Annotated in this window: 10 protein-coding genes, 2 rRNA genes and 1 other annotated feature; all 12 genes read left to right on the top strand. The window is 32.5% G+C overall.

What is annotated here, in order from left to right; all coding sequences use genetic code 11:
• Positions 1–163 (top strand): 23S ribosomal RNA (locus B5X47_RS09645); the annotation flags it as partial.
• 45 nt (positions 164–208) lie between these two features.
• A 5S ribosomal RNA gene (gene rrf, locus B5X47_RS09640) occupies positions 209–325 on the top strand.
• A gap of 294 nt (positions 326–619) precedes the next feature.
• A complete protein-coding gene (locus tag B5X47_RS09635; RefSeq protein WP_079589945.1) occupies positions 620–2,644 on the top strand; it encodes a methyl-accepting chemotaxis protein in 2,025 nt (674 codons plus the stop codon).
• A gap of 72 nt (positions 2,645–2,716) precedes the next feature.
• Entirely contained in the window at positions 2,717–3,853 is a 1,137-nt protein-coding gene (locus B5X47_RS09630; protein ID WP_079589944.1) for a DUF362 domain-containing protein, read from the top strand.
• Positions 3,854–3,878: 25 nt separating this feature from the next.
• Positions 3,879–4,556 carry a Crp/Fnr family transcriptional regulator gene (locus B5X47_RS09625; protein WP_079589942.1) on the top strand — a complete coding sequence of 226 codons (678 nt, stop codon included), beginning with the start codon at positions 3,879–3,881 and terminating at the stop codon, positions 4,554–4,556.
• Positions 4,557–4,874: 318 nt separating this feature from the next.
• Complete coding sequence (locus tag B5X47_RS09620) at positions 4,875–6,389, top strand: YfcC family protein (protein WP_079589941.1); 1,515 nt, start codon at positions 4,875–4,877, stop codon at positions 6,387–6,389.
• Between the two features lie 84 nt (positions 6,390–6,473).
• Positions 6,474–7,694, top strand: a complete 1,221-nt coding sequence (gene pepT, locus B5X47_RS09615) for a peptidase T (RefSeq protein WP_079589939.1) — start codon at positions 6,474–6,476, stop codon at positions 7,692–7,694.
• Between the two features lie 107 nt (positions 7,695–7,801).
• Positions 7,802–8,023: a binding site (T-box leader), on the top strand.
• Between the two features lie 80 nt (positions 8,024–8,103).
• On the top strand, positions 8,104–8,337 hold the full coding sequence (locus B5X47_RS09610; RefSeq protein WP_079589938.1) for a hypothetical protein: 234 nt from the start codon (positions 8,104–8,106) through the stop codon (positions 8,335–8,337).
• Positions 8,338–8,532: 195 nt separating this feature from the next.
• Positions 8,533–9,735 (top strand): glucose-1-phosphate adenylyltransferase, encoded by a 1,203-nt coding sequence (locus tag B5X47_RS09605; protein ID WP_079589936.1) that lies wholly within the window; start codon positions 8,533–8,535, stop codon positions 9,733–9,735.
• On the top strand, positions 9,728–10,849 hold the full coding sequence (gene glgD, locus B5X47_RS09600; protein WP_079589935.1) for a glucose-1-phosphate adenylyltransferase subunit GlgD: 1,122 nt from the start codon (positions 9,728–9,730) through the stop codon (positions 10,847–10,849). The genes B5X47_RS09605 and glgD overlap by 8 nt, the downstream gene beginning before the upstream one ends.
• A gap of 17 nt (positions 10,850–10,866) precedes the next feature.
• Positions 10,867–12,303: a glycogen synthase GlgA gene (glgA, locus tag B5X47_RS09595; RefSeq protein WP_143215802.1), complete on the top strand. Its 1,437-nt coding sequence runs from the start codon at positions 10,867–10,869 to the stop codon at positions 12,301–12,303.
• Positions 12,304–12,306: 3 nt separating this feature from the next.
• A complete protein-coding gene (locus B5X47_RS09590; RefSeq protein WP_079589932.1) occupies positions 12,307–14,739 on the top strand; it encodes a glycogen/starch/alpha-glucan phosphorylase in 2,433 nt (810 codons plus the stop codon).
• The last annotated feature ends 3 nt before the right edge of the window (positions 14,740–14,742 follow it).

Raw genomic sequence — 14,742 nt, 5'->3', positions numbered from 1 at the left:
AATGGATAAGTGCTGAAGGCATCTAAGCACGAAGCCAACCTCAAGATAAGATTTCCCTCCGCAAGGGTAAGACCCCAGGAAGACTACCTGGTTGATAGGCTCTAGGTGTAAGTGCAGTAATGCATTCAGCTTAAGAGTACTAATAGGTCGAGGACTTGACCTAACTTAGGATTATGATATGCAGTTTTTAGTGTGCAAACATTAACAATATGGCTATTATAGAGAAGAGGATACACCTGTTCCCATCCCGAACACAGCAGTTAAGCTCTTCATCGCCGATGGTACTCGGACCGCAGGGTCCCGGGAGAGTAGGACGTAGCCAATTGACTAACCACAGAATATGATTTCTGTGGTTTTTTAATGCAAAAAAATAGGCGGAATTAAGTAAATTACTATTAAGAGATAAGAAATAGAAGACATGCGCAATATTAAGTAGAAAAAAATTTATCAATAACTTATGGGGAATTTGAAAAATAAAATACTTATTAAACGATAATTTGTTAAAAAATTTTACTTTATTGCAATTAAATTTGATATAATAGTAAATGTTACTGTATTGTTAATAATTTTATATATCAATTTAATTATCATATTTAAATTTTAATGAGGGGGCAAAATCATGGTTTCAAATCAAGAATTAGTAAAAGACAACAAAAAGCTTTTTAGTATGAAAGCAAAGCTAATAGCTATTATAATTCCACTAGTAATTATAACTATAGCATCTTTAGTATTCACAATGTATTTCAATACAAAGAAAATAATAGTTGGATATGCGAATGCTTTAGTACAATCTGCTACTGCTTCAAATTCACATGAAGTAGAAACCTGGTCAGAAACTATATTATCGTCACTTAATCAACTAAAAAATACCTTAGATAATGTAGAGATGACAGAAGATGAGCTGATGAGCTATCTAGCAAGTAATATGAATTATAATGATAGCTATCCAAATGGAGTATACATAGGTCATGATTCTCAGGCTTTTTATGATCCTTCTGGATTTGTTCCAGCAGCAGATTATATTGTTAAGGAAAGAGATTGGTTTATAGATGGAGTTAATAATGAAAGCTTTAAATTTGGGGCAGCTTATTTAGATGCTGACACAGGAAACTATGTGGTGACGGCTTCAGCTAAATTGAATCCTATAGATAGTAGTACTAGGGTGGCAGGAGCTGATGTTTTACTAGACAATATATCTGAAATGATAAGTACAAAGAAAATTTTAAATACAGGCAAGACCTTTTTAATAGATAAGCAAGATTTAACAATACTAGCTATTGATGATGAGAAGGTATTAAACACTAAATTTGATTCAAATAATGAAAATGTTTTAATTTCAGAAATAGCTAAAAGTATAGATTTAAATAAGGAAGAAATATATGAAGTTAAGACATCTGAAGGATATTATTCTGTTGCTCTAGACTCTATAGATAATACTCCATGGCAAATTGTATCATACGTATCTCAGGATGAAATTCTAGGAGGCTTAAATAATTTAAGGCAGCTCCTACTAACTATATTTGTAATTGCGATGATTATACTTATAGTTTTGATAGAAAGAGTAGTTCATCATATAATCAAACCAGTAAAAACTTTAAATGAGACCATTGAAAAAATTACTCAAGGTGATTTTACAGTAGAAATCGATGTAAAAGGAAATGATGAAATTGCTAAGGTAGGAAAAAGTATGAAAACTTTTATTGCTACTATGAGAGATATGATATCACAGGTCAAAGATATGTCTATGAGGCTTGAAAATCAATCTATTAATAGTAAAAATATAGCATCTGAACTATATGATTCCGCTCAGACTCAGTCAACTTCTATGTCAGAACTAAATTTAACTGTTGAGGAATTAGCAAGAGCTGTAGGTGAGGTTGCTGAAAATGCTTCATCACTATCAGAGTTTGTTTCTGATACAGGTAAAAAAGGTGAGTTGGCTAAGGAAAAAATGTTAGATACAGTAAGTATTTCTGAAAAGGGAAAGCTCGATATGATTGAAGTAAATACTGCAATAAAGGGTGTAGAATCTTCGATTGAAGAATTGGAAGGTACAGTTAAGCTAGTTGGGGAATCTACATTTAAGATAAACGATATTGTTAACTTAATAGGAGAAATTGCAAATCAAACGAATCTTTTAGCCCTTAATGCCGCAATTGAAGCTGCAAGAGCTGGAGAAGCAGGAAGGGGATTTGCAGTAGTAGCAGATGAAATTAGAAAATTAGCTGAAACAAGTGAAAATTCGGTTAGAGGAATTGCTGATTTAACCAGTAATATAAAAAGTTTGGTGGACGATACTGTTGAAAATACTCAAAAAAGCTCTGAAAATATCAAGCAGAGTTCAAATTTAGTAGAGACAGCAAGTGAAACTTTTGATAAAATATATAATCAAGTAAATCAAAGTAATGTCCTTGTAAATGAAATGATTGAGAAAATAAAAGAAGTTGATGATGTTGCAGCTTCTGTTGCAGCAATTACTGAGCAGCAATCTGCAGCTTCTGAAGAGATATTAGCAACAGCTGAAAATCTTTCATCTAATGCCCAAAGTGTAACACAAAACAGTGAAATTGTTGGAAATGATGCTGATGAACTACTTATAACAACAGAAAACTTAAATAATAAAATGAAAATCTTTAAAATTTAATTAATTGAAAAATCTCTTGTTGCATTAGCTTAGCAGTAGGAGATTTTTCTTTTTAGATATGTGGAGGGTATTATGGGTAAAGTACAACTTACTAAGATTGAGTCTTATAATAATATTGATATGATACAAACTAGCATAAATTCAATGCTAGATAATAGCCTATTATCAAAAAAACTGTTCGATGGAGCAAAGGTAGTCATAAAAACTAATTTGCTCATGAAGAAAAAACCTGAGCAGGCAGTCACTACTCATCCTATAATCATTGAATGTCTAGCAAACTATTTTGTTAAATACAATTGTGAAGTAATTATAGCTGATTCACCTGCGGGACCATTTACGAAAACATCTCTAGAAGGGATTTATGAAGCTTCAGGAATGGTAAAAGCAGCTCAAAATAGTGGTGCAACTTTAAATTATAACGTAAGCTTTTCAGAAGTGAGTCCTAGTGATTCAATGAGATTAAAAACCTTTAATGTTATTGATGTAGTAAAAAATGCAGACTTTGTAATTTCAGCAGCTAAACTAAAAACTCATGGTATGATGACCTTCACAGGAGCTGTAAAGAATCTTTTTGGAGTCATACCAGGACTAATTAAGGCTGAGTATCATTTTAAGCTTATGAATGAAGAGAACTTTGCTCATCACCTTATCGATATTGAAAGATATATAAAGCCAGACTATTCTATTATTGACGGGATAGAGGCTATGGAGGGAAATGGACCATCTAATGGCATAAAAAGAAATCTTGGAGTACTTATTGGTGCAGATAATGCTTATGAAGCAGATTTTATAGCTTGTGATTTAGTATCTATTGCATTCAAGCTAGTTCCTACACTTTATCTTGCAGAATCTAGAAACATTTTTAATAAAAATGAAATAGTAGTAGAGGGGCTTGATTATAAAGCTTTAAATATTGCGCCATTTAAATTGCCAGATTCTGTAGACTTAACATTTCTTCCTAAAAAAACACCTGCAAAGCTAAAAGAAATTATAATAAAGAAATTAAAAGCCAAACCAGAATTTGTACATAGTAAATGCATATCTTGTGGACATTGTAAAAGAAATTGTCCGGCAAATGTTATATCGATGGTGGAAAATAAGCCAGTTGTAAACCTAAAAGATTGCATAAGCTGTTTTTGCTGTCATGAAGTATGCCCAGCTGATGCTGTTAATATAAAAAAATCATTACTGCTGAAGCTACTTAAATGATTTACTAAGAAAGGTGCTATTGATAATGTATAAAGATATATTTGACCATAAATCACAAAAGGAATTAGATAATTGTTTTTTGGAAGCACTAAGTGACTGTGGAATGACGTGCGAGATTAAAAAGGGTGAAATTATAAATCCAGATAGCTCAAATTATATTTTTCTAGTTTTAGAAGGAGAAGTCAATCAGTTAATGTATTCTAAAGACGGAAATGAAATAATTTTTTTTAGAATAACAAAAGGGAGTATATTTGGAGAAGAGGATTTCTTTGATGAAAAAAGAACGTCTGTTATTTATAAGGCTCTTCAAAACTCTGCAATAAAAATGATAAGTAAAAATGAAATTGATATTATACTTGAGTCAAATCCAAAGCTCTTTAGGTGCTTTCTTCAGAGCATGGTAATAAAAAATAGGATGATTATGATGGAAATAAGCAATTTTAAATTTAATGATTCTGAAGGTAAGCTAGCAGATTTTTTAATCAGGCTTTATTATACTGAAGATATAAATATGGATATGAAAAAACATATAAGTATAGTACTAACTCATGAAGAAATTGCAAACAGAATAGGATTAAATAGAGCAACAGTGACAAAAATAATGAATAAATTCAAGGAAAAAGCCTATATAACTATTAGCGGGAAAGAAATAATAATCAATGATATAGAGGCACTTAAATCGCTTACAAATATTCCAATATAATTATATTATTAAATTTTGTTAACTTTTATTGATGGTATAATGTTACCTAGGCGACTGAATATTTTAAGATTTTGATATAAAATTGTTATACATATAGAAATTATTAAATGTTCAAAAAATTTCAATTTTTTAACTTATTTATACATATAGTAAATAATTATAGTTTTAGAAGTAAAATCTATATTTAAAGCAGTTAATGCAGTAAATAATATTTTTGAAATTATTAATTTTTGAAACTATTAATTATGATTAAGACTAAATTGTATAAATCAAATAAATAATTTCTGTAATAACAATTTATACAAGGAGGAAATATTTATGTCAAGTACTGAGACAAAGAAGAAACTTAGTTTCCCTACTGCCTACACGGTATTATTTATTGTATTAATTTTAGCTGCAGCACTTACTCACGTTGTGCCAGCAGGAAAGTATTCAACGCTATTATTTGATGAGTCAGTTCAAGCATTTGTAGTGACTACTCCAGATGGAGAAACACAGGAGCTTGAAGCTACTCAAAGCACATTAGATCAGCTTGGAGTTCAAGTTGATGTAGAAAAATTCACAGATGGAAGTATTTATAAACCAGTTGCTATTCCTAACACTTATCAGGAATTAGAGAGCAATCCTCAAGGGATTATGGAGCTTATAAAGGCACCTATTGAAGGTGTTTATGAAACAATAGACATTATGATTTTTGTACTTATTATCGGAGGAATCATTGGAATTTTAAATAACAGTGGGGCTTTCGATGCTGGATTTGCTAGTCTTTCTAGATTAACAAAGGGAAAAGAATATCTACTTATTATTATAGTTACTTTCTTGATAGCACTTGGAGGTACTACGTTTGGACTTGCTGAGGAAACGATTGCCTTATATCCAATACTAGTTCCTGTATTTATGGTGGCAGGATACGATGCAATAGTATGTATAGCGGCTTTATATATGGGTTCTTCTATAGGTACAATGTTCTCTACTGTAAATCCATTTTCATCAGTTATAGCTTCTAATGCTGCAGGTATTTCATTTATGAATGGTATAGCATTTAGAGGAGCTGGACTTGTTATAGCTACTATTATCACAATAGCATATATTATTAAATATGCTGAAAAGGTTAAGAAAGACCCTTCAAAATCTCTTATTTTCTCTCAGAAAGCTGACCTAGAGAAGAGATTTTTACATGAAAATAAAGAAGTGCCAGAGTTTACAGTAAAACGTAAGCTGATGCTTTCAATATTTGCACTTTCATTTGCAGTTATGATTTGGGGAGTATCAACTCAAGGCTGGTGGTTCCTAGAAATGACAGCGCTATTCTTTGTTGTTGGTATCATCATTTGCTTCCTTTCAGGACTTGGAGAAAAGAGAGCTGTATCAGAGTTTGTTACTGGTGCATCTGAGCTTGTAGGAGTTGGACTTACAATAGGAGTTGCAAGAGCTGTTAATATAATTATGGACAACGGACTAATTTCTGACTCTATACTAAATGGAGCAACAAATGTCGTTGGCGGTATGAATGGTGGAATATTTGCACTTATAATGCTTGTAGTATTCTTAGTGCTTGGATTCTTTATACCTTCATCTTCAGGACTAGCAGTACTTTCTATGCCAATCATGGCTCCTCTTGCAGATACAGTAGGTATACCAAGAGAAGTAATCGTAAGTGCTTACCAATATGGTCAAGGGCTAATGGCATTTATTACACCAACAGGATTAATTCTAGTAACTCTATCTATGGTTGATGTAACATATGACAAATGGCTTAAGTTCATTATGCCATTGATGGGTATTATTGCTGTATTTGCAGCTATTATGCTATATCTTCAGGCATTTATCTAGAATATAAATTTAAGGGATTATTAAGTTTATGACTTATAATCCCTTTAGTTATAATTTTATGTATATTGTATAGGAGGTTATGAAATGGAAAAAGTTGAACAAAGATTACTTAGATATGTAAAAATCAATACTAAATCTGATGACGCTTCAGAATCTATCCCAAGCACTAAGATTCAATTTGATTTAGCAAATTTATTAGTTGATGAGCTTAAAGCACTTGGAATAACAGATGCTCATGTAGATGAAAATTGTTATGTAATGGCTACGCTAAAAGGAAATGTAGACAATGCTCCGAAAATCGGACTTATTGCGCATTTAGATACAAGTCCTGACATGCCAGGGGAAAATGTTAAGCCACAAATTGTTGAAAACTATGACGGAGAAGATATAGTTCTAAATAAAGATAAGAATATAGTTATGAAGGTTTCAGATTTTTCATACCTAAAGGATTTTAAAGGTAAGACTTTGATAACTACAGATGGAACCACTTTACTTGGAGCTGATGATAAAGCTGGTATTGCAGAAATTATGTCTGTTATTGAATATTTCATTAATCACCCAGAGGAAAAACATGGAGATATAAAAATCGCATTCACTCCTGACGAAGAAATCGGAAGAGGAGCGGATAAATTTGATGTTGAGAAGTTCGGAGCAGATTTTGCTTATACACTAGACGGTTCCTTTTTAGGTGAAATCGAGTATGAAAACTTTAATGCTGCATCAGCTACAGTTGTAGTAAAAGGGGTAAACATTCATCCAGGCTCTGCTAAGCATAAGATGAAGAATTCAGTTCTAATTGCAATGGAACTTCAAAGCTTGCTTCCTGCATTTGAAAGACCAGAGTTCACAGAAGGCTATGAAGGTTTTACTATGCTTGATGAAATTCATGGAGATATAGAAAAAACTACTCTTGGATATATTATTAGAGATCATGACATGGCAAAGTTTACTCAGAAAAAGGAATTTCTACAAACTGCCTGTGAATTTATAAATAAAAAATATGGGGAAGATACTGCTGTAGTAGAAATAAAAGACTCATATTACAATATGAAAGAAAAAATTCTACCTGTTATGCATGTTGTAGATTCAGTTGTTGCAGCTATGGAGAAAATTGGAGTTAAGCCGAATATAAAAGCAATTAGAGGCGGTACTGATGGAGCTAGACTTTCATTTATGGGTCTGCCTACTCCAAATATTTTCACTGGTGGATTTAACTATCATGGAAGATATGAAGCAATTGTTGTAGAAGATATGTACAAGGCCGTTGAAACAGTTATTGAAGTTATTAAATCCTATGCAAAGTAATTATGGTGTTAGCTTATAAAATCTCTTATAAAACATTTTTATAAAAATTTATTTATTAAGTTGACATAGTCAAATTATTTTAATATAATGGGATTTACAATCCGATAATAAATCCAATGATTTGGAGAGTAGTTTTTCAGATGGCTTCAGCGAGTCGATGTAGGTGTGAGATCGATAGTCTATGGATGATGAAGAGGACCAAGGAGGAGACTGTGCGAACCCCGGGATAGTAGTGCAGTACGTCTACATGCGTTAAATGTATTGAGTGGACGAAGAATGATTTTTATTTTTCGTCAATTAGAGTGGTAACGCGGTGCTCCGTCTCTTTTTTAGAGGTGGGGCTTTTTTAATTCAATTAAATTTATTTTATATTTAGAATTATCAGTTTTTAGATTTTAAGGAGGATATCATGATATTAAAATATACATGTCAGTTCGATGGAGATAATTACAATTACTTTGCAGTTGAAAACTTTTTTAAGGATGCTTTAGAAGATTATAATTTTATAGATGCAGTTGATTATGATGGTGAATACATCAACTTAATTTTTAGTGAAACAAATATACCTTCTGCGCAAGAAAATGAAATTAAGCTTTCAAATGCAGTTCAAAGTACAATCAAAAAGCTGTATACCACTATGTAAGCTCACCCTTATACGTGGTTTACCCATAACTTAAAAAATAGACCAAATCTCACACCTCAAGGATTTGGTCTATTTTTTTACAAAAAATTATAATAAAAAAACTATTATCTTCTTAAGAGTGGGTATATAACTAAAAGCTTTAAATAACTACTAACTATACCAGTGTAGATTATCCAATAAAAAGGGGTGCATTTTATGTTTAAAAAAGAAATGATTGCAATGATATTAGCAGGAGGGCAAGGAAGCAGGCTAGGTATATTTACAAAAAAACTGGCAAAGCCTGCGGTTCCATTTGGAGGGAAATATAGAATAATTGATTTTCCGCTTAGTAACTGCTCAAATTCAGGAATAGATACAGTTGGAGTATTAACACAATATAGACCCCTAATACTAAACACTCATATTGGAATAGGCAGCCCTTGGGATTTGGATAGAAAAACTGGAGGAGTTTCTATTTTGCCTCCATATATGAATGAAACTGAGGGAAGCTGGTATAGAGGGACTGCTCATGCGATTTATCAAAATATTAATTTTATTGAGCAGTACGATCCTGAATATGTACTTATTTTATCAGGGGATCACATCTATAAAATGGACTATAACAGGATGCTTGAGTACCATAAAGAAAAAAAATCAAAGGCAACAATTGCTGTGCTTGAGGTAACTATAGAAGAAGCAAAGCGCTTTGGAATTATGAATACGACTCCAGATGACAGGATATATGAATTTGAAGAGAAGCCTAAAAAGCCAAAATCAAATTTAGCATCAATGGGCGTTTATATTTTTGATTGGAAGATATTAAAAAACTATCTCACTGATGGAGAAAAGGACAAAAGTGCTGATGATTTTGGAAAAGACATAATACCAAAAATGCTAAAGGACGGAATAGACTTATTTGCATATAGATTCAAAGGCTACTGGAAAGATGTTGGAACTGTAGAAAGCTTATGGGAAGCAAATATGGATCTTATTGACCCTAATAACCCTCTACATCTACATGATAACAAATGGAAAATTTACTCAGTAAACCCTATTATGCCTCCTCAGTATATTTGCCATGGAGGAAAAGTCAATTACTCCTTGGTAGTAGAGGGATGCATAGTTTGCGGAGAAGTAAACCATAGCGTATTATTTTATGGTGTAAAAGTGGGAAGAGGTTCTGTGATAAAAGATTCTGTAATTATGCCAAATGTTGTAATTGAGGACAATGTATATATAGAAAGAGCAATAATAGGCGAAGGTGCAGTAATAAAATCTGGAACAAAGGTTTATGACGAATCGGGTGAAATTTCACTTATTGAGCAAGGAACTGTAATTAGTCCTGCTAGAGAAGACAAGCAAAAACCAAAGGACGACCTATCACTTAGCTTTGAGGAAGAAGGTGCTATAAATGCTTAAGAATTGCCAAGGAATTATCAATCTTAGTGAAAATGAGTACAATATAAAAAAACTGGTAAATGACAGACCCATAGCATCTATTCCTATAGCAGGAAGATATAGAGTTATAGATTTCGTACTTTCTAACATGGTAAATGCGGGTATTCAAAATGTTGGGATATTCACTGATTATAATCATAGATCCTTGTTGGATCACACAAATAACGGAAAAGCTTGGGATTTAGATAGAAAAATCGATGGACTTTTTATTTTTTCACCGAATTTTAATCCTTTGACATCTAGTGTGCCAAGAGGAGACATTCATAACTTCTATTCGAATTTAGATTATATTAGACTGAGCAAACAAGAGTATGTTTTGATTTCATGTAGCTATATGATTGCAAATATCGATTTTAGGGCTATGTATCAAAATCATATTAAGGATGGAGCAGATATAAGCATAGCCTATACTAGTGTCCATAATGCTGATACAGATTTCGAAAGATGTTATTTATTAAACCTTGGAAAGACAGGTAGGGTAGTGTCTGTAGGAGTAAATATGGGTCACAGAAAATCTGCTGATGTTTCTATGGAAGTTTACCTTATGAAAAAAGAATTACTTTTAGATATTATTATGGATTCCATAGCAAAGGGGGAGAATTTTTATCTTAATGATGCAATAAATCAATGTATAAATACGCTTAAAATTACTGCATATAATCATAAGGGCTATGTAAAATGTATAAACAGCATAGAAAAATATTTTGAAGCAAATATGGATTTTTTAAATACAGAAATATCTGAGGAAATATTTTACTCTGAAAGAAAAATCTACACTAAAGTGAAAGATGAGTCGCCAACCTTCTATTCTAAAGATGCTAAAATTGATAATTCTCTTATTGCAAATGGATGCATAATTGAAGGAGAAATAAAAAATTCTGTAATTTTTAGAAGAGTTCATGTGGAGAAAGGTGCAAAAATTGAAAACTCAATTATAATGCAAAATGGACTGATAAAATCAAATGCAAATCTACAAAATGTGATTTTAGACAAAGGTGTTGTAATATCAGAAAATAAAGAACTAAAAGGGGATAAAAAAGTACCACTGGTGATTGATAAAAATAGAACTATTTAATATAGAGGAGGACGATTATGAAAGTTTTGTTTGTAAGTGCAGAGAGCTATCCCTTTATAAAAACTGGGGGGCTGGGAGATGTGGCTTTTGCACTTCCAAAGGCTTTGAAAAGCCTAGGAGTAGATGTGAGAATTATGCTTCCTAAATATTTACAAATACCAGAATTTTATAAAGATAAGATGGAGCAAGTAGATGTTTTTTCAGTTCCAGTTGGCTGGAGAAATCAGTACTGTGGAGTACAGCATTTAGAATTTGAAGGCTTAGATTTTTATTTTGTAGACAATGAGTATTACTTTAAAAGAGAAAATGCTTATGGATATTTTGATGATGCTGAAAGATTTTCTTTCTTTTCAAGAGCGACAGTTGAATTTGTAAAGCGCATGAATTTTATTCCTGATATCATCCATCTTAATGATTGGCATACTGCACTTATTCCTGCTTATTTAAAAATGGAAAATTACCAGCATCTAGGGAAAACTAATATCAAAACTGTATTTACAATACACAATCTTCAATATCAGGGGGTGTTCTCCAAAGAAGTTTTACATGATGTGGCTGGACTTCCAGAACATATGATGGTTGAAGATGGCTTAGAATTCTACGGTGATGTAAATTTTATGAAATCCGCAATTAATTTTTCTGATTATATAACAACAGTTAGTCCTAGCTATGCTGATGAGATAAGGACACCATATTTTGGAGAAAAACTAGATGGGCTGTTAAATAAAAAATCAAACAAACTTGAGGGAATATTAAACGGTATAGATTACCATATATATTCTCCAACTACTGATACTCACATATTTGAAAATTACGACATCAACACTACTGAGAAAAAACTTGAAAATAAGCTCAAGCTCCAAAAAATATTAGGACTTCCTCAGGATAAAGACGTTATGATGATAGGTATGGTTACTAGGCTTGTTTCTCAAAAAGGTCTAGATTTAGTTACTCATGTTATGAGAGAGATACTAGACAAAGATATTCAATTTGTACTGCTTGGTACAGGAGATGAAAAATACCATAGTGTTTTTCATTATTATTCAATGACTTACCCTCAAAAATGTAGCGCTAAATTGGTATTTGACAATACACTTGCTCAGAGGATTTATGCAGGAGCGGATATGCTGCTCATGCCTTCTCAGTTTGAGCCTTGTGGAATAGGTCAGCTTATAGCCCTTAGATATGGCACTTTGCCACTGGTTAGAGAAACTGGAGGACTAAAGGATACGGTAATACCATATGATAAAACTACAGTAAAAGGAAATGGGTTTTCCTTTAGAAACTACAATGCTCATGAGATGCTACATGTATTAGAGTATGCCTTGGATGTTTATAAAGATAAGAAAGTATGGAGTCAATTAATTAAAAATGCTATGAACTCTGATTTTAGCTGGGAGCACTCAGCTAAGGAATATCTTAGGGTATATGATAGTGTTTTAGAGGAGAAGTAGAATATGTATTTGACAAAAGAACAGGTAAAGAAAGATATCGAAGCTAAAATACTGAGCTTATTTGCAGTGGACATAACGGATGCTACTGGACAGCAGGTATTTGTAGCACTAGGTAATCTTATAAGAGATTACTGTGCAAGAGGCTGGGTTGATACAAACAAAACTTATGAAAAATATAAAGAAAAACAGGTATATTATTTTTCTATAGAGTTTTTACTGGGGAAAATGCTAAAAGCAAATCTATTGAATTTAGGGATATTAGATGTCTGTGATGATGCGATTTCTGAGATGGGCTTTGATTTAGATGAAATTCAAAGCTACGAACCAGAACCTGGGCTTGGGAATGGTGGACTTGGAAGATTAGCAGCTTGCTTTTTAGACTCAATGGCTGCTCTAGCAATCCCAGGACATGGCTGTGGAATTAGATATAAGTATGGACTTTTTGAGCAAAAATTTATAGATGGCTATCAAGTAGAAGTTCCTGAAAATTGGCTTAGAGAAGGTAATGTATGGGAAGTGAGAAAACCAGACAAAGCGGTTCTTGTTAAATTTAAGGGTGAGCTTGATATAAAAGAAGAAGAAGGAAAATTCAAAGTAACTCATAAAAATTATGAACCTGTTCTTGCAGTTCCATACGATACTCCAGTTATTGGATTTGATAATAACACGGTAAATAATCTTAGATTATTTAGTGCTGAAATGCCATCAGACGATTTTGATCTTGCTCAGATTAGTCACGGTGATTATAAAAAAGCGCTTGACTATAAGTACTCTGTTGAGTCCATATCACAGGTCCTATATCCAGATGATTCTAGCGAAGAAGGTAAGACGTTAAGGCTAAAACAGGAATACTTTATGGTATCAGCTGGAGTGCAGAGCATAATAAGAAGATATAAGAAGTTAAATTTACCGATAGAAGAGTTTAATGAAAAGGTGTCTATTCATATAAATGATACTCATCCTGCTCTTTGTATACCAGAGCTTATGCGCATACTTTTAGACGAATATTATTTGTCTTGGGATAAAGCATGGGAAATCACTACTTTAACTATGTCATACACTAATCACACAATACTTAGCGAGGCTTTAGAAACATGGTCATCTGATTTAATGAGGAATTTACTTCCAAGAATCTATATGATAATAGAAGAAATTAACAGAAGATTTTGCGAGCAGCTCATAAAACTAAACCCAGATAACCAAGATAAAATTAACGCTATGGCAATTATAGCTCATTCTAGTGTTAGAATGGCAAATCTTGCTATAGTTGGAAGCCATAGTACAAATGGAGTAGCAAAGCTTCATACTGAAATCTTGAAAAATAGAGAGCTAAATAATTTCTATCAGATGTATCCTGCTAGATTTAATAATAAAACTAATGGGATAACTCATAGAAGATGGCTTATGCTTGCAAATCCAAATCTTAGCAATCTAGTGACGGAAACTATAGGTGATATATGGAAGAGAGTTCCTACCGATTTGATTAAGCTTAAAGAATATAATGAGAACTCAGCTTTTTTATCAAAAATAGAGCAGATAAAATATGATAATAAAGTTAAGCTAGCGGATGTGATTCTTAAAAATAACGATATAATTGTAGATCCAAGCTCGATATTTGATGTCCAAGTTAAACGGCTTCATGCATATAAAAGGCAGCTGATGAATGCTCTTCATATACTTCATCTGTACCATAGAATAATTGAAGATTCTAGCTTTGACATGCATCCTAGAACATTTATATTTGGGGCTAAAGCAGCACCGGGATATTATCTAGCAAAAAAAATTATTAAGTTTATAAACTCTATAGCAAACATGATTAATAATGATCCTAGAGTCAAGGGAAGATTAAAGGTAGTATTTATGGAGAATTACTCTGTTACTCTAGCTCAAAGCATAATTCCTGCTGCAGATGTAAGTGAGCAGATTTCTACTGCTTCAAAAGAAGCTTCTGGAACAGGAAATATGAAATTCATGATGAATGGAGCAGTTACTTTAGCAACTATGGATGGAGCTAATGTAGAAATATTTAATGAAGTAGGAAATGATAATATAGTTATTTTTGGACTTACTGCCAAAGAGGTTTTATCTCATGAGATGAACAATGATTATAAATCTGTAGATATATATCATAGAGATTACGCCCTAAGAAGGGTTATTGATGATTTAATCAATGGATTTATACCAGGCTTTAGTGTGGATGATGGCTTAGATATATATCACCATCTTATAACACACAATGATTCCTTTTTTGTATTAAGAGATTTTAAGGAATACTCTCTAGCTCACCAGAAAATAGATTCTCTTTATAAGAAAAAAGATACCTGGAATAAAATGTGTGTAGATAACATAGCTTCATCAGGTCAATTTACAAGTGATAGAACAATAACCTCATATGCTAATGGTATTTGGAGCACTAGAATAGGTGAACATTTCTAGGAG

Origin of the sequence: Acetoanaerobium noterae (assembly GCF_900168025.1) — a bacterium.
GTDB classification, from domain to species: Bacteria; Bacillota; Clostridia; order Peptostreptococcales; family Filifactoraceae; genus Acetoanaerobium; species Acetoanaerobium noterae.
Note: the sequence above shows the minus strand (reverse complement) of the source record. Positions and strands in the feature narration are given on the sequence as shown.